Annotated in this window: 20 protein-coding genes; 12 read left to right on the top strand and 8 right to left on the bottom strand. The window is 26.7% G+C overall.

Annotation, left to right across the window (positions count from 1 at the left end):
* Positions 1 to 164 precede the first annotated feature (164 nt).
* Positions 165 to 299 carry a hypothetical protein gene (locus tag KGF46_RS19955; RefSeq protein ID WP_255287760.1) on the bottom strand — a complete coding sequence of 45 codons (135 nt, stop codon included), beginning with the start codon at positions 297 to 299 and terminating at the stop codon, positions 165 to 167.
* 312 nt (positions 300 to 611) lie between these two features.
* Here KGF46_RS19955 and KGF46_RS01815 point away from each other — a divergent pair, with 312 nt between their 5' ends.
* From KGF46_RS01815 to KGF46_RS01805, 3 genes are all read left to right on the top strand, one after another.
* Positions 612 to 890 (top strand): winged helix-turn-helix transcriptional regulator, encoded by a 279-nt coding sequence (locus KGF46_RS01815; protein ID WP_413926581.1) that lies wholly within the window; start codon positions 612 to 614, stop codon positions 888 to 890.
* A 78-nt stretch (positions 891 to 968) separates the two neighbouring features.
* Positions 969 to 1523: a cysteine hydrolase family protein gene (locus tag KGF46_RS01810; RefSeq protein WP_227850176.1), complete on the top strand. Its 555-nt coding sequence runs from the start codon at positions 969 to 971 to the stop codon at positions 1521 to 1523.
* Positions 1524 to 1743: 220 nt separating this feature from the next.
* Positions 1744 to 2418 (top strand): MgtC/SapB family protein, encoded by a 675-nt coding sequence (locus KGF46_RS01805; protein ID WP_227432770.1) that lies wholly within the window; start codon positions 1744 to 1746, stop codon positions 2416 to 2418.
* Between the two features lie 43 nt (positions 2419 to 2461).
* Here the strand turns inward: KGF46_RS01805 and KGF46_RS01800 are convergent, their stop codons facing one another.
* Positions 2462 to 3139 (bottom strand): hypothetical protein, encoded by a 678-nt coding sequence (locus KGF46_RS01800; RefSeq protein WP_227850175.1) that lies wholly within the window; start codon positions 3137 to 3139, stop codon positions 2462 to 2464.
* A gap of 447 nt (positions 3140 to 3586) precedes the next feature.
* Positions 3587 to 4396, bottom strand: coding sequence for a MerR family transcriptional regulator (locus tag KGF46_RS01795; protein ID WP_227827291.1), 810 nt, complete (start codon positions 4394 to 4396; stop codon positions 3587 to 3589).
* Between the two features lie 411 nt (positions 4397 to 4807).
* Here KGF46_RS01795 and KGF46_RS01790 point away from each other — a divergent pair, with 411 nt between their 5' ends.
* The 3 genes from KGF46_RS01790 (at position 4808) to KGF46_RS01780 (ending at position 10906) form a co-directional block, all read left to right on the top strand.
* Positions 4808 to 7042 carry an EAL domain-containing protein gene (locus tag KGF46_RS01790; protein WP_227827290.1) on the top strand — a complete coding sequence of 745 codons (2235 nt, stop codon included), beginning with the start codon at positions 4808 to 4810 and terminating at the stop codon, positions 7040 to 7042.
* Between the two features lie 439 nt (positions 7043 to 7481).
* Positions 7482 to 9215: a sensor domain-containing diguanylate cyclase gene (locus KGF46_RS01785; protein WP_227841934.1), complete on the top strand. Its 1734-nt coding sequence runs from the start codon at positions 7482 to 7484 to the stop codon at positions 9213 to 9215.
* 335 nt (positions 9216 to 9550) lie between these two features.
* Entirely contained in the window at positions 9551 to 10906 is a 1356-nt protein-coding gene (locus KGF46_RS01780) for an MATE family efflux transporter (protein ID WP_227839557.1), read from the top strand.
* 108 nt (positions 10907 to 11014) lie between these two features.
* On the opposite strand, the gene KGF46_RS01775 is transcribed toward KGF46_RS01780, so the two are convergent.
* Entirely contained in the window at positions 11015 to 11665 is a 651-nt protein-coding gene (locus KGF46_RS01775) for a diphthine--ammonia ligase (protein WP_227434322.1), read from the bottom strand.
* 90 nt (positions 11666 to 11755) lie between these two features.
* The gene (locus tag KGF46_RS01770) at positions 11756 to 12184 is read right to left on the bottom strand and encodes a DMT family transporter (protein WP_227827286.1); all 429 of its coding nucleotides are present in this window, start codon (positions 12182 to 12184) and stop codon (positions 11756 to 11758) included.
* A gap of 152 nt (positions 12185 to 12336) precedes the next feature.
* On the opposite strand from KGF46_RS01770, the gene KGF46_RS01765 reads away from it, so the two are divergent.
* Positions 12337 to 12885: a DUF308 domain-containing protein gene (locus KGF46_RS01765; RefSeq protein WP_227827285.1), complete on the top strand. Its 549-nt coding sequence runs from the start codon at positions 12337 to 12339 to the stop codon at positions 12883 to 12885.
* A gap of 118 nt (positions 12886 to 13003) precedes the next feature.
* The gene (locus KGF46_RS01760; RefSeq protein ID WP_227827284.1) at positions 13004 to 13945 is read left to right on the top strand and encodes a TIGR01212 family radical SAM protein; all 942 of its coding nucleotides are present in this window, start codon (positions 13004 to 13006) and stop codon (positions 13943 to 13945) included.
* 188 nt (positions 13946 to 14133) lie between these two features.
* Here KGF46_RS01760 and KGF46_RS01755 read toward each other — a convergent pair whose 3' ends face one another.
* Complete coding sequence (locus KGF46_RS01755) at positions 14134 to 15078, bottom strand: DMT family transporter (protein WP_227850174.1); 945 nt, start codon at positions 15076 to 15078, stop codon at positions 14134 to 14136.
* A gap of 325 nt (positions 15079 to 15403) precedes the next feature.
* On the opposite strand from KGF46_RS01755, the gene KGF46_RS01750 reads away from it, so the two are divergent.
* On the top strand, positions 15404 to 16825 hold the full coding sequence (locus KGF46_RS01750) for a sigma 54-interacting transcriptional regulator (protein WP_227861764.1): 1422 nt from the start codon (positions 15404 to 15406) through the stop codon (positions 16823 to 16825).
* 199 nt (positions 16826 to 17024) lie between these two features.
* A complete protein-coding gene (locus KGF46_RS01745) occupies positions 17025 to 17609 on the top strand; it encodes a zinc dependent phospholipase C family protein (protein ID WP_227827281.1) in 585 nt (194 codons plus the stop codon).
* A 192-nt stretch (positions 17610 to 17801) separates the two neighbouring features.
* On the opposite strand, the gene KGF46_RS01740 is transcribed toward KGF46_RS01745, so the two are convergent.
* Both KGF46_RS01740 and KGF46_RS01735 read right to left on the bottom strand, forming a co-directional pair.
* Positions 17802 to 18581 carry an HAD family hydrolase gene (locus KGF46_RS01740; RefSeq protein ID WP_227827280.1) on the bottom strand — a complete coding sequence of 260 codons (780 nt, stop codon included), beginning with the start codon at positions 18579 to 18581 and terminating at the stop codon, positions 17802 to 17804.
* 69 nt (positions 18582 to 18650) lie between these two features.
* Positions 18651 to 19907 (bottom strand): competence/damage-inducible protein A, encoded by a 1257-nt coding sequence (locus KGF46_RS01735; protein WP_227827279.1) that lies wholly within the window; start codon positions 19905 to 19907, stop codon positions 18651 to 18653.
* A 259-nt stretch (positions 19908 to 20166) separates the two neighbouring features.
* Between KGF46_RS01735 and KGF46_RS01730 the strand changes: the two genes are divergently transcribed.
* Positions 20167 to 21066, top strand: coding sequence for a D-alanine--D-alanine ligase (locus KGF46_RS01730; RefSeq protein WP_227827278.1), 900 nt, complete (start codon positions 20167 to 20169; stop codon positions 21064 to 21066).
* A 23-nt stretch (positions 21067 to 21089) separates the two neighbouring features.
* Positions 21090 to 22538, top strand: coding sequence for a transcriptional regulator DdlR (gene ddlR / locus KGF46_RS01725; protein WP_227827277.1), 1449 nt, complete (start codon positions 21090 to 21092; stop codon positions 22536 to 22538).
* Positions 22539 to 22540 lie beyond the last annotated feature (2 nt).

Raw genomic sequence — 22540 nt, 5'->3', positions numbered from 1 at the left:
ATACCTTATAATTTATAGTATCATTTAAAGTTATTAACTTCTACTAAATATTCTAAATTTTTTAAAATAATTTAAATTTGTAAATTCATAATTTTTTCAGAAAAATCAATCAGTGATTATATGATATTTTCTACTTTACAAAATTGAACTATATTTGTAAATTTCTATGCAATATGTTGGTATTTCTGTTTATATTCTTTTAATGCCTCATCCCAAGCTTCCTCTACTGAGATACCTCTTTTAGTTGCAATCCTTTGTGCTAATTCTATTATTCTCATAGCTTTTCTTGATATATTCATATATTTTCCTCCTCTAAATTATCATAAATTATTTTTAAATTATTTAATTTGTATCAAATATATTACTTACTTATATATTACTAACTATTTATGTACTAAGTGTGAACTATATTAGAAGAAATTTAGAACTTAATAAAACACAAATTTTATATATACTTCATATAGATTTGTCCTATTATAAAAGCAGTGATATAATTTATTATCATTTTATGGAGGTGATATATTATAAAAATAAGAGATGAATATACATGCCCTCTTGAAATTGTACATGATATCATTAAAGGAAAATGGAAGACTATAATTGTATTTAAATTGAGACAATGTAATAAAACATTCTCTGACTTAGAGCATAGTATAGATGGAATAAGTCAAAAAATGTTAATCCAACAGTTAAAAGAACTTCGAGAATTTGGTATTGTTGATAAAATCAGTTCAACTGGATATCCATTACATACTGAATATTTTCTTACTAATCGTGGCAAAAAAATGTTACAAGCCGTAGAGATAATGCAAGAAATAGGTATAGAATATATGCTTGAACATGGACAACAAGAATTTTTAGACAATAAAGGAATCTGTTATAATAAATAGTTCTATACATACCAAAAAGTAAGTAATTTACATTTCATTTAGCAGTATTATAATAAAAACATATAAGGAGGTATAAATATGTCTATAGCTTTAATTTTAATTGATATTCAAAATGATTATTTTAAAAATGGGAAATGTGAATTATTTAATACAGAAAAAACTGCTGAAAATGCTAAAAAAATACTGACACTCTTTAGAAAAAATAACTTACCAATTATTCATGTACAGCATATATCAATGAGTTCAACTGCATCATTCTTTCTACCTGACACTTATGGTTCAAAGATAAATAAAATTGTTTTTCCACTTGAGAATGAAGAAATTATCATTAAACATACACCAGATAGTTTTTTTAAAACGTGTTTACAAAGTTGTCTTGAAGAAAAAAACATAGATAAATTAGTGATTTGTGGAATGATGAGTCATATGTGTATTGATACAAGTGTAAGGACAGCAAAGAAACTTGGATACGATATTACTCTTATAAGCGATGCTTGCACAACAAAAAATTTATTTTGGGATGACAAAGAGATTTCTTCTGAAACTGTACATCAAGTATTTATGGCATCCTTACAACATAGTTTTACAGATATAAAAAATACAGACATTTTTTTGTCTAATTATTGTAAATAAAAATATTTACTATTATAAAGAGTAATCTTAATTAATTTAAGTTTGCTCTTTAATCATATAATCTTATATATCCCTTATACCATTTTTATATACATAAAATACTTTTTCATATTTTAGATTTAGATGCAACAATCATATAATTTTCAAATGTTACTATATCCACATAAAAAATGTAGTGTTATAGTATATATAATATTACATAAAAGGGGGTGCTAGATAGATGAATAATCATATACTTATTCAATTTGAATATATAGCAAGAATCATTATTGCTGGTTTATGTGGAGCTTTGATTGGATATGAAAGAAAGAATAGGCTAAAAGAAGCTGGAATCCGAACTCATTTTATAGTAGCACTAGGATCAGCACTTATAATCATTGTTTCCAAATATGGATTTGATGATGTAGTAGGTACTCCAGGTATTGGTTTAGACCCTGCTCGAGTTGCAGCACAGGTTGTCAGTGGAATAGGTTTTTTAGGAGCAGGATTAATATTTATCAGAAATCAATCAGTAAGCGGACTTACTACAGCTGCTGGTATATGGGCGACAGCAGGTACAGGTCTTGCAATTGGTTGTGGATTATACTTACTTGGTATTGTTTCAAGCATTATTATCGTTATCACTCAAATACTACTTCATAGAGATAGGAAATGGATGAAACTCCCTACAGCAGAACAGGTTTCTCTTAAAATTTCTAACAGCACCGATTCAATCTCATATATTGAAGAAAAATTTAAACAGTCTAAAATTGAAATTATAAATATGAATATTAAACGCATTGATGGAGATTGGCTAGAAGTAATTATCTATACTAAATTACCTAAAGGATATAAAAAGACGAATCTGTTAAAGTTGTTTAGTGATAATCCTCTTATAGAATCTTTAGAGATATAATATAAAAAATAGACTAGCTAAACACTAGTCTATTTCTTTGTTACTAATAACATGTTTTACAAGCTACATATCCATTTGCTTCTGCTTCTTCTCTACTCATTGAAATTGCACCTTCCATATTATGTGCAGTAGGAGAAGAATGATATTTATTTGATTTAGATTTTCCTCCATTTGCATATACAGTTTCAGATGTTTTTTGGTTGGTTGGATTTGATTCTTCAGTCTTAGGATTTGGAGCTTGAGCGTTTTCTGTTGACTTGTCAGCATTTTCTTTAGCAAGTTTTTCTGCTTTTTCCTTTTCATTCTGAGTTAACTCTAAATCCTCTTGTTTTTTCTTTTCTTCTAACTCTTTTTTCTTTTGTTGCTCTAATTTATCTTTTTCTTCTTTTGCTTTTAATTCTTGTTTTTCTTTTACTTCATTGTCTTTTATATCCTGTTCTTCTTCTTTTCTTTTTATTACTTGTTGCTCATTCAAATTAGGTTCTGTTGCTACTTTGAGCGTTGCTCCCCACCATACCCAATTGAACATTAAGAGTATAAATACCACAAATAAGCTTATAACAACTTTTAATGTTTTTACTAATTTATTACTATTTTTATTTATACTTTTTACTAAAAATAAAATAGAAAATAATAATAATGTTAATGGTAATAATAAAATTCCTATAATAACAATTAATATCTTTTGCCAACTTTTTAATACTTTAAACTTCTCAAACATAAATTCCCCTCCAAAACATTAAGTTAACTACTTTATCATCCATAACTATTAATCTAATAAGATTTATGTCTGATAAATGTTGATATTAATTTTTAATAATTCCTTAATTTTCATCCTATATCCCCCTCTTTATACATTACTAATTAAATTATATAGTAAACAAATAATAAATGTTGTCGAAAATCAAAATTATATATTCTTAACTGGATATAAATATAAAGATAATTATTACTAATTTTCAATCTAAGCACTATATACTTATACTTTAACTAATATAAAATATAATTAAGACTTACTCTTATGTCACTCATAAAATGAAAAATGAAACAGTAAATATTTTAGAAGGTCTTAAAATATAATTTGCCACCGATTTTATAATACGGTGGCAAATTAGTGGTAAATTTACATTTTTTTATATTATTTATTGTCTAATCCATTAAAATTTAGCTATTTAGTTATAGGAACTTGAATTTCAGTTACAAATTCATCTACAATTCCAGTTTCATGTATATCTATTTTATATATCTCTATTGGTGCCGCATTTATTTTATAGTTATTTTCTTCTATAAATCTAAATACTTTTTCCATATATATTTTATTATTGGAGTTACTTCCAGTATAATTTAATGTTACATAATACCCTTCATCAAAAACTATATTATATATCTCCTCATTATCTTCCAAAAAACAAAATACAGACTTAAACTCATTAAAGATACCATTATTGATTGCTTCAATAGAAAAAGCAGAACCAATATTATTATTTCCAAGTATATTAAATCTGTCTTCATATTCTTTTTGAAGCTTTTGAATTAAGAAATCAAAATCTTCATCTCTTTCTATATCAGCATTTAATTCTAAGGCTTTCCTTTTTTCTATATATACAACTTCTATCTCGTCTATTTTAGTATTTTGAATCACACTTTCAATTGAACTTAATCTTGTTATGATATTTTCCTTGTGACTTACAAGCTCAAGCATCTTTTTGTCAATTAAATCAAGTTCTTCATTTAATATAGTTTTTGTAGATTCTATACTTCTATCATCTAAATATTCTTTTATCTTTTTCATTGGAAAATTCAAACTTCTAAATTCTTTTATCAAATTCAATTTCCATATATCAGATATATTATACATTCTATATCCATTGGTATCTCTAAATGGTTTTAGAATTCCTATTTCTTCATAGTACATTAAAGAATCTCTACCTATACCATATATTTTAGATATTTCTCCTATTTTATAATAATCTTTCATTTATATAATAAAGTCCTCCATAATTATATTTTTTCTTAAAAATAAATAACTCGTCTATTTTCCTAATTCTATTTTAGAATATACTAAAAAATCTTCTAAAACAAGGTTTCAAAAATAAATTGTATTTAGTTAACTATCTAAATATATCTATACTTTGTTCATTATTCTATTATAATATTGATTATGACATTTCTGACTTTAAGCTTTTTAAAAGATATATTTGACTTTATATTTACACCTATGCCATTATATTTTTATACACTATTTTTTATTTCCGAAATATCGCTTTATAAATTTAATGATATTAATATATTATTTCAGTATATTGTTCAAATATTAATTAACATTTAAATATTTTTAGTATAAACACAGTTATTATCAAAAAATCAAAGTATCTTATGGGGGAATACTATGCCAAATTATGATTATATAAAAATGTTAAATAAAAAAGTAGAACTATTGTCTAAAGATTTAGAGAAAAGAAATTGTAAATTAAAAGTCTCAAACGAAATAGATTTTTTTACTAAAATACCAAATAGAAAATTTATATATCAATATATTGATAATTGTATTTCAAAAAATACTTCTATTGGAATTATGTTATTAAATATTGATAACTTTAAATTATTCAATGATATATATGGATACCTAGTGGGAGAAAATTTATTAATTAATCTTACTCAAAAACTATTGTATTATGTTCCAGAATCTAAAGGAATAGTTGGCCATTTAAAAGGAGAAGGATTTTTAATTGCTATCCCAAATGTATCGAAGGAAGAATTAGATGATATGGGAACATCTATTATAAAATGCGCTAGGGAATTAAAAATACAACTTCCTAATGAAAAAGAAATCTATTCTAATGTTACATTTAGTATTGGTAGTGCAATTTGGGATGGTAAATCAGATATAACTACTTTAATACTTTTAAATCAAGTATATAGCGCTTTAAAGAAAGCTAAAAGTGAAGGTAAGAATAGATACATTTCATTTGATTTTAAAGATAATAATTTTTATAATAAATTAGAAAATGATAAAGAATTTTTATCAGAAATATCATACGCTTTATTAGATAAACAAATTGAGGTATTTTATCAACCACTTTATAATATAAAAAGTAATACTATAGTTGGATGTGAAGCACTTGCACGCTGGAGACATCCTCTTAAAGGGCTTCTCACTCCAGATAAATTTATACCTTTATTTGAACAATCTGGATTGATAATAGAATTAGATTTATATTTATTCGAACAGAACTGTATAAATATAAGAAGATGGATTGATAGCAATGATGTGTTTGTTCCAATTTGTTGTAATTTTTCTCGTCTTCATTTTTTTAGCCCTAATTTTCCAAGCACTTTAAAAAGTATCGCTGAGAAATATAATGTAGCTACATCAAATTTTAGCATTGAAATTACAGAAAATATATTGATAGAAAATACAAATACAATTATTCAACAACTAAATGAATTGCGTTCTTTTGGTTTTTCTGTATCAATGGATGATTTTGGCTCTGGATATTCATCTTTTGGTATGTTACAAAACCTTCCTTTTGATGTAATAAAAATTGATAAAATATTTTTATCTCATAACTTAAACGATTTTAAAAATACAACAATTTTATATTCTATAATAAATATTGCAAGAGCTCTTGGTATACTTACAGTGTGTGAAGGGGTTGAAACAGAACAACAAGTAGAGTTTATCAAAAGCATAAACTGTGACATTGCTCAAGGTTTTTATTATGCAAAACCTATGGAATGTAAGCAATTTGAAAAGTTACTATCTAAAAAAAATACTTCAGGCAAAATGTCTATTGAATATTCTGATATAGGAAAATCTTTAATAGAAAAAATCTTTGATGCATTTTTTATTATGCAAGATATGCAAAAACTAAGAGCAAATGTTATTGAAAATATTAAATGGTTTGATTTTTATAACAAAAAAGAACTTACATCTTTTCCTGAGGTAATAGAATACTTTGAAAAACATATCAAAGGTAAAAAATTTTCTATTCTTTATAAAAGTATAACTCCACATGATGTTAGTTCAGATTCATTACTAATTAGTGGAGAAGCTGTTTTATCTGATGAAACTACAGGTTGTCAAAATTATAGTAATTTCTATTTTAGTGCAAATTGTATTATTTCAAAAAATAAATTAATCTTAACAAAAATACATTTAGATTTAATTAAAACTGCTGGCTATATAAATGAATTTGAATCATATTCAATACCTAAAATGACAAATACTCATCTAGATGAAAGTAGTACTTTATCACAATTTTATTCAATGCTACCTGTAGGTATCATTCGCTATGATTTATTTGGTGATATGATTATTACATATATGAACGAAGAAATGTTTGATATTATAGGTTATACAAAAGAACAATTTTTTGGTGAAATGAGTGGCAACTTAAGAGCAATTGTTCATCCAGATGATTTAGACTTCGTTTATAAAAAAAGCTTAGAAATGATTGATACAAATAAGATTGAACCTTTTTTATACAGATTTATAAAGCGTAATGGTCAAATTGTTACAGTTATGTATAAACAATGTAATCTTTCTGCAATTGATGGAAGGTCTATTGCACAAGGTATGTATATAGATGTTGATAAAATAAAAAATTTAATAGATATTTAATTTTAAATGTGTCAACTATAAATAAATTATAAGTACCTTTATAGATTTATTAAATTAAAACTCCAATTTATGTATAATTAATAACAAGCATTCTACTATATAATTAATCACAATCGTTCGACAAATTGATGATAAAATTCCCACTATGTGCTATAAGTTAATATATAATGCAATAAAATTAATTTAATTTTAGGGCACTAAGCTATTTAGAGTAACTACTTTTAATTTATTTGTGTTTTTATAATAAAATCATTTGATGCTATAAATCAGAGTTAACACAGATAAATTAAGTTTTTATATAAAAAACCTACTTTTACTTAAAATATTGCATAAAATTTTCTTATTTCATAAAAAGGTCATAGTTCAACAAAGTTTTCTAATTTAAAAGTATTAATATATAATATAATTAATTTATATAATAGTAAGAAAGGAGAATATCATGAGCACACTCTCAAAAAAAGCACCAGAATTGGTAAGACATATTTTAATGAGTTTTTATGTAAATCGAGATATTAATGAGGTATTAAGATATATGTCAAAAGATATTACTTGGATTGGTCCAGGAGAACAAGAATTTCTCACTTCTTTTAATGAAATAAAAGACTATTTTTATGCTGGTCAAAATGAAGTTCCTTCTTGTGATATGAATAATGAAACATTTGAAGTTGTAAGTGAAGATAAATATAGATGTATCGTAGTAGGAAAATATACTATTCGTACTAAAGAAAATGACCAAATGATTTTAGAGGTATGTCAGCGTTGTACATTTGAAATAATTGAAAACAATGGACAATTATTGGTGAGACATATGCACATATCAAACCCATACAGTGAAATGCAAGTTGATGAATTCTTCCCTAATAAAATAGGAACACAAAGTTATGATTATTTGCAAAGATTACTAAAGGAAAAGACAGAAGTAATTGAAATGATTACCAATAATATCAATGGTGGATTAAAAGGAAGCAATGATGATGATACATATTCATTTTTCTATGTCAATGAGGGATTACCTAAAATATTAGGATATACATATGATGAGTTTATGGAAATGAGTGGTGGCTCTGCAGTAGGTGCTGTATACCCACCAGATTTACCTAAAGCACTAGAAGATTGTGAACGATGTTTTGCAAAAGGCTCTACCTATTCATCTGAATATAGAATACGTAAAAAAGATGGAACATTAATGTGGGTATTAGATTCTGGAATGAAATCATTAAATAGTGATGGTATTGTAAAAATTAATAGCATTATTACAGATATCACCCAACTAAAAAATATAGAATCTGAATTAAAGTTAGAAAGAGAACGATATCGTATTGCTTTACAAAATATTACAGATATTATGTTTGAATATGATATTGAAAATGATAATTTTGTAAGATATCAACGAGTTGAAATAGACCGAAAAATTGAACTAGAAAATTTTGAAACAAGAAATTATTCCAACATATTAAAAGATGGGAAAAGTATTCATCTTGATGATATTGGTAAATTATTAGAAGTACTTCGTGGAAACCTTCGTGAAACAATTGAAATACGAAAGTTAGAATCATTAATTAAAGATGAGTGGAGATGGATTCGTGTTCAATGTTCAGTTATCTATGATGGTGATCATAATCCAATCAAAACAATTGGTGTTTTGAAAGATATAACTGAAGATAAATCTAAATTAGAAAAATTAATTGCTCAAACTCAACGAGATCCATTAACACAGCTTTATAATCAAAAAGCATCAGAAAATTTTATAGATGAGTATCTCATCAATACTGAACAAAAAAATAGTGAAGCTTTAATGGTTATTGACATTGATGACTTTAAAACTGTAAATGATACTTTTGGACATTTAGAAGGAAATGAAGTTTTAGTTGCTGTTTCAAAAATATTAATGCAAAATACAGATGATAAGGATATAGTTGCTCGTATCGGCGGAGATGAGTTTATGATATTTATGAAATCGCTATCAAATGATTCTGTAATAAAAAGCATTAATGATATTTTAACTGATGTAAGTAAAGTAAAAGCAAAAAACAATCATCAAATAACATTGAGTATTGGCATTGCTTTTGCTACAGATTCAAGTAAATCATATAAAAACTTATTTTCTAAAGCAGATGAAGCTTTGTATTTAGCAAAAGCAAGTGGTAAAAATTGTTACAGAATATGTGAATAATATACTTATTTAGTATATTCCATATTAATATAACCTAACTATTTTTATTACAATATTACATTATAAACTATTCTATTATAATTATATTTTTTTATTATTTTTTTGAAAATGATATTATAATTATAATAATCTCAAATAACAAAAAGGGATTATCTCAAAATGAAAATTTGAATCATCTCCTTTTACTTTTATAAAACCTTTGAAATTACTATTATTTATTATTTGCTGTTGACATTGGTACTATACCATAGTTTATCATCTATATTAGTAATAAATAAAATTATTAATTAATAGTTTCATAATTTTTATAATAGCTTTACAAGGAGTGATAATAAATGGATACAAAAATATCTATAGACGAAAACATAAGTTTGGGCAAGAGGTTTTTTAAATACTTAGCTCCATCTGTAGTTGCAATGTGGGTTTTCTCATTGTATACAATGGTTGATGGAATATTTGTAAGTAAAGGAGTTGGAGAATTAGCCTTAGCTGCTGTTAATATATCTATGCCTTTTATTAATTTTATATTTGCAGTTTCTTTGTTATTTTCAACTGGTGCCTCTACTATAATTGCAATTTATCTGGGCAAAAAAGATATCAAATCTGCAAATGAAGTTTTTTCATTTAACTTAGTATCAATAATTATACTATCATTAATTATATTGGCAGTAACCTTTTTTAACTTAGATAGATTGGCACTATTTTTAGGTGCCACAGAATCTACAATTGGTATGGTTAAAGACTACCTAGGAATAATAATATTTTTTAATGGTTTCTTTATAGTTTCCTATTCTTTAGAAGTTATAATAAAAACTGATGGATTCCCAATATTGGCTACTGTTGGTGTTATAATATCAGCCCTTACAAACATCATACTAGATTATTTATTTGTAATAGAGTTTGGATGGGGCGTAAAGGGTGCTGGGATTGCGACTGGTTTGTCTCAAGTTTTTTCTACTGTTTTTTTCTTAATACACTTTTTGAGAAAAAACTCAACTTTGAATTTTTCTAAATTTAAGGTTAATTTTAAGACACTTAGAAAAATTCTATTTATAGGTTTCCCTGATTCAACTACTGAATTAAGTTGTGGTATAGTTGTTTTACTTTTTAACTTGAGCCTTACTAAATATATAGGAGAAAATGCTCTTATTTATTATAGTGTTATAAACTATATAAACACATTGGTTCTTATGACTATGATGGGTATAACTCAGGGTATGCAACCACTTACTAGTTTTTATTATGGTGCAGGCAACATCGATAATGTAAAGAAATTATTGAAGATGGGAGTAAAAGCTACAATAATAGCTTCAATAGCTGTATTTGCAATCTGTATGACTTTTTCAGAATCAATAGTTTCTCTGTTTATTCACCCAGAAGAGACTCTATTATTCAATGAAGGAGTTCGTGTATTTAAAATATTCTCCATATCATTCTTATTAGTTGGATTTAATGTAATAATTTCAGGATTCTTTGTTTCAGTAGAAAAACCATCAATTTCTACAGTTATATCTCTTGGTAGAGGACTTGTAATTGTCTCTCTAAGTTTAATTGTAATGATACTAATGTTTGGTGGTCAAGGAATATGGATGACTACTATTGTTTCTGAATTTATATGTCTTATTGCATCAATGATTTTCCTAAAAAAGAATTTTTCTACACTAGATTCTAGTCTAAAAAAAATAGCTTAAACAAAAGTAATAATAATATATAAAATAAAGAATACCTATTATACAATCTTGCAAATATCGATACTTTGCATACATTAAGATTGTATAATAGGTATTTTATTTATGTACTTATTTTATTTCTAAATAGCCATAACCATCTTTTATTACATTTCCTTTTACTTCATATTCTACAGGAGTTCTAAATACTGGTCCATCTACTACAAATGTATGATATTCTCCATGCTCTCCACATGGGTCTGACCCTGTTTCTTTTATCTTTTTCACAAGTTCTCTAGTTAATTTTTTTCCTAAAAATTCCTCTCCTAAATGCTTTAAGTTTACTTTTGTTATGACACTACAAAATCCACTATCTATAAATTCATATACCAATTCCTCTCTGCTTTCTTGCCACAATGGTAGTTCTACCTTCATACCAACTGCATCACATCTGTCAGAGTCCCATTTTTTGTGACTTTCTATATCTATATCTCCATATGCACATATTGTTGCTCCCATGTTTTTAGCTTTTATTAAAGCTCTCTCAAAACTCTCTTCATACCCTTCTACTCCACATTCAGCAACTAACAGAGGTAGTCCGATACTATCACTTACTTGTTTAAGCATCTTATGCTCTAAGTTATGAGTCCATGATTTTCCATGTTCTTCACTTATAGTTGTCAAGAGTGCCACAGGCTTATATCCTTTTTCCAACATTCTATTTAATGCTAATATACTATCTTTACCACCACTAAATGACATTACAAATTTTTCATCAGCCATTCCTAACACCTCTTTCTTTTAACTTTACTTGCTATCCTAATTATACCAAATTTTTAAGTTATATAGCAAATTATATGGTATTTTAAATCATTAGTTTACTATAAAGAATGTACCTAAAATTAAAAGTATAACCCCTATGTATTTGTATAAATGCATTGTTTCTTGTCCCAAAATCACGCTATCAATAAAAAAACCGATTAGAACCTGAGACACAAGTGTTAATATAAGTGTATTTGATACCCCTAAGTTTGGAATTGCTTTTACTGTAAAATATATTATTAGCCCTCCAAATACTCCTCCTAACAATAACTTATAATTAAAATCATTTAAAGATACTAAACATTTTAAATCCCCAGCAACTATTATGCTTGCTAAAAAAAATATTGCTCCTACAGTCAAACTTATAAAGGTGGCAACCAATGCTGTTGTACTCTTACCTAGTTCTCCATTTATAAAAGCTTCAAGAGCAGTAGACCCACCTGCCAATAATGCAAATATTATTGCCCATAATTTTGTCATGGACAAACCTCCTCCTGTATAATTCTATTAATAAGAGTTTATGATACAACCTATTAATTAATTACTAAGTAGAGTTTTATTTTTATACTATGTGGCTTTATTTGAATATAAATTTCTGTTATAATTGTTCTATTGATTTTGGAGGTGATTTTATGTATACAAATTTTAATATCAATTTTGATAACTTTAATAAAAAAGAAAATGCTACTAAATTTATGATAATGGGAGTGTTACTTGTTATATTGGGATTCTTGTGCCTTACGTTTAAGACTCTAGGTATAAAATTAATCTCTTGGACTTTTGGGGTTGCACTTTTATTCTTTGCATATTTAAATCTTAAAAACATCAATGAGTTAAAAAGATATGCTACTAAAGAAGAGATTAAACCATCTACCAATGTTCAATGGATTCTAATAGTTACATGTATACTACTTTTTGTATTTCCTCAAAAAATACAAAGTATTTTCTCATTACTTTTGGGATTTTATTTAATTTTTAATCAGCTTGTAGTATTTGTAAATAGTAAAAATAATCCATATTCTAAGTTTACAACTTGGAATATAGTTAAAACTTTATTTGGTATATGCCTTATATTGTCACCACTATTTTTATCTAGATTTATAGTCTCAATAATGTCATTTTTCATAATATTATTTGGACTTGCTCTATTTTTTTCTGGAAACAAATCTAGAAAATATTAATTATTTTATTGCTTTATTTTGCCTTACTTAAAATAGAATTTGTTTAAGTCACCTATTTGTGGTAATATGTTTTTTGTACAAATTTAATGTACAATTTTATTAGAAATAGGTGATTACTTTGGATAAATTTAAATATGCTTTTGATAATAAAAGATATCATACTTGGAATTACTACCTTAGAAATACATTTGGAGAAAAAGTCTTTAAAGTATCAATAAATGCAGGATTTACTTGCCCAAATATTGACGGAAGTATTGGCTATGGTGGTTGTACTTATTGCAGTAAAGAAGGTTCAGGCGACTTTGCTGGAAATCCTAAGGATAATCTTATTAATCAATTTTATAATATAAGAGAAATGATGTTAAAAAAATGGCCTCATGCTAAATATATTGGCTATTTTCAAGCTTATACAAATACTTATGCACCTCTTGAGATTTTAAAAGAGAAATATGAAACTATACTATCTCTTGATGATGTTATAGGTCTTTCAATCTCAACAAGGCCTGACTGTTTGCCAGATGATGTAGTCGATTATCTATCCGAACTTAATGAAAGAACTAATCTATGGGTTGAACTTGGACTTCAGACAATTCATGATTCTACATCTAAAATTATAAATAGAGGACATGATTATAAAGCATTTGTTGAAGGTGTTGAAAAATTAAAGGCTAAAAATATAAAAGTAGTTGTACACATTATAAATGGTCTACCTGGTGAAGATTATAATATGATGATGGAAACTGCTAAGGCAGTCGGCAAAATGAATGTAGATGGTATAAAAATACATCTATTACATGTTATAAAAGATACTCCGATGGAGAAAATGCTTCAAAATGGGATGTTAACTCTTATGAGCCAAGATGAATACATTAATCTTGTTTGTGACCAACTAGAAATATTACCTGAAACTATGATAATTCATAGACTTACTGGTGATGGTAAAAGAGATGAACTTGTTGGACCTTTATGGAGTTTAAAAAAATGGGAGATTTTAAATCAAATTGATGATACATTAAAATCTCGAAAGTCCTATCAGGGATGTAAATTTATTCAAGATTAAATAATGATTAACATATTAAATAGTGATTAAAGATAACATAATAACTATAGATATATTTATAGAAAATATAAATATATCTATAGTTATTTTATTCTATAGTTATTTTATTGTTCACAAATCAAATTTCATATTAAAAATTACAATAAAAAATACTCCTATACAAATGTACAAGGGCAAAATATATAGTCTTAAATACTTTCTGTTTTTTCAGTTTGTTTTAATTTATTAGACTTATAAAACATTTTTATTCCATCATAAGAAAGATTAAGTGCTATTACAGCTGATATCAACATTAGCATCACTCCAAACAGCTTTCCTATAGAAAAATTTTCTCCTAACATAGTGCCTCCAATTATAACAGAACCAACTAATTCTACTGATGCTACAACACCTGCAACAGATAGCTCTACACCTTTAGATATACCTGCTGCATAAAAAATATATGCAAGTGCTGCTGGAACAACTCCTAACATCAACATACAAGATAAAATATTTAAATCTTTAGCATAATTTAATATTTCCCATGGTCTAGCAGAAGGAATCATAAATATCGCTCCAAATAAAAAGCTGTAAACTAATATTGTTGAACTTGAAAATTCCTTTAAAGCATTCTTACTAATAGTTGGCATAAGTGCATACGCTATTGCAGATAATATTCCAAGTAATAAGCCCATAGTACTTAAGTTTTGAAAATTCAAACTTCCACCAGTTACTGCCATAATAGCACCAATAAAGCAAAAAATCAGCGAAAATATTTTACTTTTAGTAATACTCTCTTTATAAAAAAATTTTGAAAATACAGCTAAAAACAATGGCGATGTATACAATAAAACTGCTGATACAGATACACCTACAGTATCAATAGCTTTAAAGTAACATAAATTAAACATAGCTTGACATATAATTCCTATTATTACTGAATAAATAATTCCTTTTTTGTTTATTTTTAAAATATGTGGTGTTCTTATAGCTGAATAAACACCTAAAACTATAAATCCAAAAAATAATCTTGTAAATGCTACTTGTTCTGATGTCAGCCCATTTCCCATCAAAAACTTTCCAAACAACCCAAGTGTAGCCCATAAGATTCCTGCTGTTGCTATAAATACATACCCTTTACTTTTTTCTCCCATCTTAAATACCCCTCTACTATTATTTAGTCAATACACATCATTTTTATCAAGCAAAAAACATGCCACTTTTATTTTATTTATATCGACACTAAAAACTTAGAATTTGCAACAATATTACTAGTTTTTCAACTTTTCTATAGTAATTTCAAGTATATTTTAAGTTGATTTAGACTCGTTTTAACTGTAAAATAAGTTATATATAACTTATTTAAAGTTAAAATAGACTGAAATTTATGTATTATATAAAGATTATACTTTTAATTATATTTAATAAATTAAACCTATTTTAATATATCATTAAAAATTTAGGGGGGAAATAGGGAAAATGAATTTAGATTTAGAGTTTTATAAAAAAATATTAGAGGCTTCTCATGATGAAATATGTGCATCTGATGATAAAGGTATAATAATATATTGTAATAAGGCATTTGAAGAAAATTATGGTCTAAAAAAAGAGGATATTTTAGGGAAAAACGTTTCTTTCTTAGAAGAATCTGGATATTCAACAAAAAGCCCCATACCAGTGGTATTGAGAACAAAGTCTAAATTTTCACTTGAACAAGATACTCAAACAGGAAAAAAACTTATTATAACTGCAAGCCCTGTATTTGATGAAAACGGCGAGCTAGAATTCACTGTTGAAAATTGTAGAGATATAACTGAACTTAATAATATAAAAAATAAACTTGAAGACACAAAAAAACAAGTGAAAAAATACAAATCTGAGGTGGAAACACTATATAGAACAGCTCTTAGGATTGAAGACACAGTAATTATGGATGGTGTAGTCATGAGACCTATTATGAATACAGTCAACCATGTTTCTAAAACTGATGTAAGTGTACTATTATTAGGAGAATCTGGAATAGGAAAGAGTTCACTTGCTAGATATATACATCACAACAGCAACAGGGCAAGCGGTCCATTTATAACTATAAACTGTGCAACCATATCTCCACAACTACTTGAATCTGAACTTTTTGGATATACTTCAGGTGCTTTTACAGGTGCAAGTACCAAAGGTAAAGTTGGTCTTGTAGAATTGGCTAATGGAGGAACTCTTTTTTTAGACGAAATAGGTGATATACCACAAAATCTACAGGCAAAATTTTTACAATTGATACAAGATAGGACTTTTACTCCTGTTGGAAGTTTAAAAAATAAAAAAGTTGACATAAGAATTATATCTGCTACAAATGCTGACTTAATTTCTAAAGTAAAAGAAAAAAAATTTAGAGAAGATTTATATTATAGATTAAATGTTATAGAAATAAAACTCCCTCCACTTAGAGAAAGAAAAGATAATTTAGTAGAGATTATAAAATATTATTTTAATAGATATTCAAGTGACTTTAATCTAAACAAGACAATTTCAAAAGAAGCTATAAATATTATTGCAAACTACAGATTTCCAGGTAATATAAGAGAGTTACAGAATATAATTCAAAAAATCTTACTTACTTGTAGAGATAATCATATAACAACAGACGATTTACCAAATATACTCACTAAAAATGTAAATACTGTCAATAGTGGAAATAATTTTCCAACATATACAACTGACGTAGATAATTCTCTACCTATTGATTATAAAAACAAAAACTTTAACACTTTAATTATGGAGTATGAAAAAAATGTAATTTTAGATGCTTATGAAAAATTGGGCAGTTCTTATAAAGTAGCTAGACTCCTTGAAATTTCCCAATCTAAAGCTAATAGACTGATTAGAAAGTATACTAATACTTAATTTTAAATTTGATAAATAAAAACTTAACATTATTTACATATTGTAAATTTCGCCAATTACTGGTATTATGAATATGGTTGAAATTATTTAAATAAATGTGATTGACTTAATTTCATATATTTACCATTAAACTTTTATCATAAATATCATATCATAATAATATATTTAATAAGTCTAATAAACTATACGAGGTGTAAATATGTTAATGAATACCCATTTTATTATGGCAAAATCGATACTTAATAATATAGATGAAAATAAAACATTCTTTATAAGCGAAAAAAATTTTATATATGGTAATATAAAACCAGATGCTTTTTCTAAATACAAATTAAAAAAACATTATATGGATGAATCATTTAATATGGTTGCTTCTAAAATAAAATATCTGTGCAGTCTTACTATAGACAGCGTTTCTAAATATTTTTCAGTAAGTAGACTTAGTCAAGAGCTTGGTGTTATCTGCCACTTTTTATGCGATTTTTTCTGCTTAGCTCATAGTGAACGCTGGGAATTTAAGCATAGTTTGAACAAACATGTCACTTATGAAAGAGAACTTGGAGCATTTGCAAAGGATGTTGATTTATCTAAAATTAAAGGTAGTACTATAAATAACGGATTTGAAAAATTTTTTGTTAAACTTTACAATGAATACAAAAATAAAAGCGACTATATGAATGATTTAAAATTTTCAGCATATACTTGCAATAGTGTTATAAATTATATATTAGATTCTATTTTAGCTAATACAATAAAATCATACCATATAGCAAATTGTGGTTAACTTAAGAATTTTAAACTGACAATTAATACAATCAAAATGACTGCTCTACAGAATATAAAATCTAGTTTTATAATTCTCTTGAACAGTCATTTTTTATACTGAATAGGTAATACCTTATAAAATTTATTACTTAGTAAATCAACATACAAAAATAACTTACTAGTTTTTTATTACTTAACATCAATCTTATATCTAATTATTTATTTTTATTATAGCATCTATAGCACTTTTTACACTATCTACTACATAATTTGCACTTTGTTTTACTTCTTCTCTTGCCTTTGACATTACAAAACTGTATTTAAAACCTTCTAACATACAAATATCATTTGGAGAATCTCCAATAGTAGCAACTTCATCTGGATTTACATTCAGAGTTTTTATTACATGTTCTATACTACCTCTTTTTGATACACTTTTAGGAACTATGTTTAAAGTATAAGTACTAGAAAAATATATTTCCAACACTTCCCTAAACTCACGTTTTAAATATAACTCTATTCTAGACAACTCTTCTAAATTTTCAGAGCATATACCAATATTACCTATAAGATTATCAAAACTATCTCTTTTCTCAAAATCAGGGTCCACTATAAAATCACTAGAATAATGTCTAAAAGCTGTCGTATCACTATCTACAATTACATCTCCTTTATATTTAAAATACAATTGTGCATCAGTTGATTCAAATCTATCAATAACTTTTTTTACTAATTTATCATCTATAGTTTGCTTAAAAATCACATTATAATCTTTATCATGTATAAATGCGCCATTTTCACATATATAATAGCCATTCATATCTAAGCTCCCTTCAATAATATCACGAGCTTGTTTAAAAACCCTACCTGTAGCAACATTAAACTGTACTCCGCTTTTTTCTATTTCCTCAATTGCTGCTATGTCCTCTTTTGTTATAGCTCCATTTTCATATAAAGTTCCATCTAAATCACAAAATATATGTTTTATCATAAATTAAAAGCCTCCAAAAATGATTTTATATTATATCAATACTTTAAATATACCCAATATCATAATAATTTAAAGTTTTTCTAATTGTATTCTCAGTTCATTAAGTAAATCTCTAGTAGCTCTTAATCTTATCTTTCTTCTATCTCCATTAAATATATTTTTCTTCACTATTGTTTTTCCATTTATATATATTGCAGTATAAACAAGTCCTACAGGCTTTTCCTCGGTCCCTCCACCAGGTCCAGCTACTCCAGTTGTAGATATGCCTATATTAGCTCCAAACCCTTTAGCAATGCCCTCAGCCATTTCTATTGCTGTTTGCTCACTTACTGCTCCAAAGTCTTCTAAAGTTTCTTTTTTTACTCCCAATCTTTTCATTTTGGATTCATTAGAATATGTTACACATCCTTCAAGAAATACAGAAGATATTCCTGGATAGTTTATAAGAGATGAAGATACCAAACCTCCAGTACAAGATTCAGCCACTGCTATTGTTAAGTTTTTTTCTACAAGAAGCTTAGAAACAGCATCCTCTAATGCAGACTCTCCTTCAGATACTGAAATATCTCCTTCAGTATATACATATTTCCCTACTCTATCCTTTATCTTTTCTTCTACTGGTTTTATCAATTCAAAAGCTAGTTCTTCATTTTCAGCTTTTGCAGTTATTCTTATTGTAACTTCTAATTCCTTTGCATACAAAGCAACTGTTGGATTAGTTTGCTCATCAATTATATCTAAAATTTCCAATTCTAGATTTGACTCACCTATTCCATACAATCTTAAAGTTTTTGATACTAGCATTTCCTTTGTAAATTGTTGTAGGTAAGGTTTGACACTCTCATTAAACATTGCCTTCATTTCTCTTGGAGGTCCAGGTAGTACTATTATACTTTTATCATCTTTCTTTAAAATTGCTCCTGGTGCTGTTCCATTATTATTTTTTAATACTATAGCATCCTTTGGAAAATATACCTGTTTCATATTATTTTCAGCCATTTTCTTTCCTGTTTTAACAAAGAATGATTCTAAGACTTCTAATGATGGTTTATGTAATTCTAATTCTTGTCCAAAATACTCTGCTGCAGTTTCTTTTGTCATATCATCACCAGTTGGTCCAAGACCTCCTGTAGTAATTACTAAATCACTTCTTTTTAAGCTTTCATCAAAACATTCTAAGAGTCTCTGCTTATTGTCTCCAACTGTACTTTGATGATATACTTCTATTCCCAATGCTGCAAGTTCTTTAGCTAAAAATTGAGAATTCGTATTTACTATATCTCCCAACAATATCTCTGTTCCTACACTTATTATTTCTGCTTTCAAATTTTATCACTCCTTGATTTATAGCCATTAAGACTAGTCTTAAGTTCATACCACTAATTTTAGCAAAAATAAGAACATAAATAAAGTTAAAAAATCATTCAACTCTATCTGTAAGTTAGATTATCACTCTAAAACCACACATAATATAAACTTAGCATATAGTGGTACTTTCATCATCAACCATTAATTCATATAATTAAGTAAGTAAATTAAAAAATTTAATTTAAAAATAATAAAATTTAAAATAGGAGTGTATAATATGAAAATAGCAGTTATAATGGGTGGAATATCATCAGAGAGAGAAGTTTCTTTAAATTCAGGAAAAGAAATATATAATAACCTTGATAAAAGTAAATACGATGTTGTAAAGGTAATAATAGATGATAAAAGAGATATATTTACAAAAATACCAGAAGATACAGATTTTGCAGTACTAGCACTACATGGAAAATTTGGTGAAGATGGATGCATTCAATCAGTACTTGAGACTATGGATATACCATATTCTGGATGTGGACCTCTTTGTAGTGGAATGTGTATGGACAAAAATATCACTAAAAAAATGCTTAGAGATTCAGACCTTCCTACTGCTCCATGGGCTTTAGTAAAATCAGTTGATGAAATAAATTATGATGAGATAGATAAAATAGGATATCCAGTATTTATAAAACCAAATTCAGGAGGTTCAAGTGTTGCTACATTCTTTATTCATTCCAAAAATGAAGTTGAAGAAGCAGTTCGTAAAGGTTTAGAGGTTGATGAGTTTGTAATGATTGAAAAATATATACCAGGTGGAGAATATACTTCATTTATATTAAATGGCGAAGTATTTCCTACTATATCTATAAAATCAGACTCAGGATTCTTTGATTATGAAGCTAAGTACTCACTTGAAAAAGGAGCAAAAGAAGAAGTTGTTTATTTAGATGATGAACTCCAAAAAAGAGTAAATGAGATTTCTGAGACTTGTTGGAAAATTTTTAATTGCAAAGCATATGTAAGAGTTGATATGATTATAAGTGAAGGTATTCCTTATGTTCTTGAGCTAAATACTCTTCCTGGCATGACTAAAACTAGTTTAATACCTAGAAGTGCTGCTGCTAAAGGTCTTGAGTATAGCCAATTATTAGATAAACTTATAGAATACTCTTTAAATTAGATAATACAATTTGAGGTGGTAATTTGATATTTTCAAATCTAAGATTAAATGATAGTGAACCAATTTATATACAAATTAAAAATTATATAAGTGATATGATATCAAAAGGATTAATTCCAGACAATAGTAAGCTCCCTTCTACAAGGGAGCTTAGTCAGCTTTTACAAGTTAGTAGAAATTCCATAGTCTTAACTTATGAAGAACTAAAATCAGAAGGCTTAATCTACTCTGTTTCAGGAAAAGGTACATTTGTTAATTCAAAAAATAAATCTTCGAACACTACATGGTCTTTAAATTGGGATTGTTTAGAGAATACATACTCTAAAAAAGCTAATGAATTAGATATTATAAAAAGTGAAATACCTTGGAGCTCTAACCTAATATCATTTAAAAGTATATCTCCCGATGGAGATTTATTTGATATGGAGGAATTAAAAAAATCTTTTTTAAATAGAATCTCATTAGAAGGTCACAAACTACTTAACTATGGATATGCACAAGGTTATAAACCTCTTATTGACTATTTGCTGGAATATATGACAAATAAGGGGGTTGATATTAATAACAAAGATATATTAATTACAAATGGATTTACAGAAGGCTTTGATATTATTATGTCCTCTTTCACTCAAGAAAAAGACTATATAATCTGTGAAAATCCTACTCACAACACAGCTATAAAAATTATGAAGTCACACAATCTCAATATTTTAGGTGTGGATATATGTGAAAATGGTTTAGATTTCAATATTCTCGAAAATCGTTTAATTGAGTACAAAAATAAAATAAAATTTGCATATATTACTCCTTCTTATCATAATCCAACGGGAATTGTAATGACTCCTGAAAATAGATATAGATTCTATAACCTTATGAAAAAATACAATATAGCAATTATAGAAGATGGCTTTAATGAAGAGTTACTCTACAATAGTTCTCATATATTTCCCATCTGCTCTCTTGATAATATGAATAATGGCGTTGTGTATATTGGTAGTTTTTCAAAAATTTTATTTCCTGGAATGAGGATTGGATGGATATTTGCAGATAAAAAAGTTATAGATAAGTTAGAAAGTGTAAAAAGGTGCAGAAATATACATGTATCTTTTTTAGACCAAGGTATTTTATTTGATTATTTAAGTAATGGGGGATTTGAAAAATACGTAAAAAAAATACGTAAATTCTATGGGGATAAATTTAACTTCGCCTATGAATGTGTAAAAAAATATATACAAACGGAATATATCTTAGGTGATGGTGGCTTGCATATATTTATAAAGCTTAAGAATATAGATACTAGAAAGTTACTAGAAAAATGTTATAAAAAAAATGTTATCTTCATGCCTGGAGATTTATTCTTTACAGATGGCTCTGGTTCTGACACTTTAAGACTTGGATTTTCGAGACTCTCTTTTGAGGATATTGAAACTGGTATAAAAATAATAGGAGAAACTATATATGAAATGTCCTAGGT

The organism is Clostridioides sp. ZZV14-6153 (assembly GCF_020657855.1).
In the GTDB taxonomy this organism is placed as follows: Bacteria; Bacillota; Clostridia; order Peptostreptococcales; family Peptostreptococcaceae; genus Clostridioides.
Note: the sequence above shows the minus strand (reverse complement) of the source record. Positions and strands in the feature narration are given on the sequence as shown.

Coding starts and splice junctions, on each gene's coding strand:
- KGF46_RS19955 (WP_255287760.1), bottom strand. CDS start 299: ATGAATATATCAAGAAAAGCTATGAGAATAATAGAATTAGCACAAAGG.
- KGF46_RS01810 (WP_227850176.1), top strand. CDS start 969: ATGTCTATAGCTTTAATTTTAATTGATATTCAAAATGATTATTTTAAA.
- KGF46_RS01805 (WP_227432770.1), top strand. CDS start 1,744: ATGAATAATCATATACTTATTCAATTTGAATATATAGCAAGAATCATT.
- KGF46_RS01800 (WP_227850175.1), bottom strand. CDS start 3,139: ATGTTTGAGAAGTTTAAAGTATTAAAAAGTTGGCAAAAGATATTAATT.
- KGF46_RS01795 (WP_227827291.1), bottom strand. CDS start 4,396: ATGAAAGATTATTATAAAATAGGAGAAATATCTAAAATATATGGTATA.
- KGF46_RS01790 (WP_227827290.1), top strand. CDS start 4,808: ATGCCAAATTATGATTATATAAAAATGTTAAATAAAAAAGTAGAACTA.
- KGF46_RS01785 (WP_227841934.1), top strand. CDS start 7,482: ATGAGCACACTCTCAAAAAAAGCACCAGAATTGGTAAGACATATTTTA.
- KGF46_RS01780 (WP_227839557.1), top strand. CDS start 9,551: ATGGATACAAAAATATCTATAGACGAAAACATAAGTTTGGGCAAGAGG.
- KGF46_RS01775 (WP_227434322.1), bottom strand. CDS start 11,665: ATGGCTGATGAAAAATTTGTAATGTCATTTAGTGGTGGTAAAGATAGT.
- KGF46_RS01770 (WP_227827286.1), bottom strand. CDS start 12,184: ATGACAAAATTATGGGCAATAATATTTGCATTATTGGCAGGTGGGTCT.
- KGF46_RS01765 (WP_227827285.1), top strand. CDS start 12,337: ATGTATACAAATTTTAATATCAATTTTGATAACTTTAATAAAAAAGAA.
- KGF46_RS01755 (WP_227850174.1), bottom strand. CDS start 15,078: ATGGGAGAAAAAAGTAAAGGGTATGTATTTATAGCAACAGCAGGAATC.
- KGF46_RS01750 (WP_227861764.1), top strand. CDS start 15,404: ATGAATTTAGATTTAGAGTTTTATAAAAAAATATTAGAGGCTTCTCAT.
- KGF46_RS01745 (WP_227827281.1), top strand. CDS start 17,025: ATGTTAATGAATACCCATTTTATTATGGCAAAATCGATACTTAATAAT.
- KGF46_RS01740 (WP_227827280.1), bottom strand. CDS start 18,581: ATGATAAAACATATATTTTGTGATTTAGATGGAACTTTATATGAAAAT.
- KGF46_RS01730 (WP_227827278.1), top strand. CDS start 20,167: ATGAAAATAGCAGTTATAATGGGTGGAATATCATCAGAGAGAGAAGTT.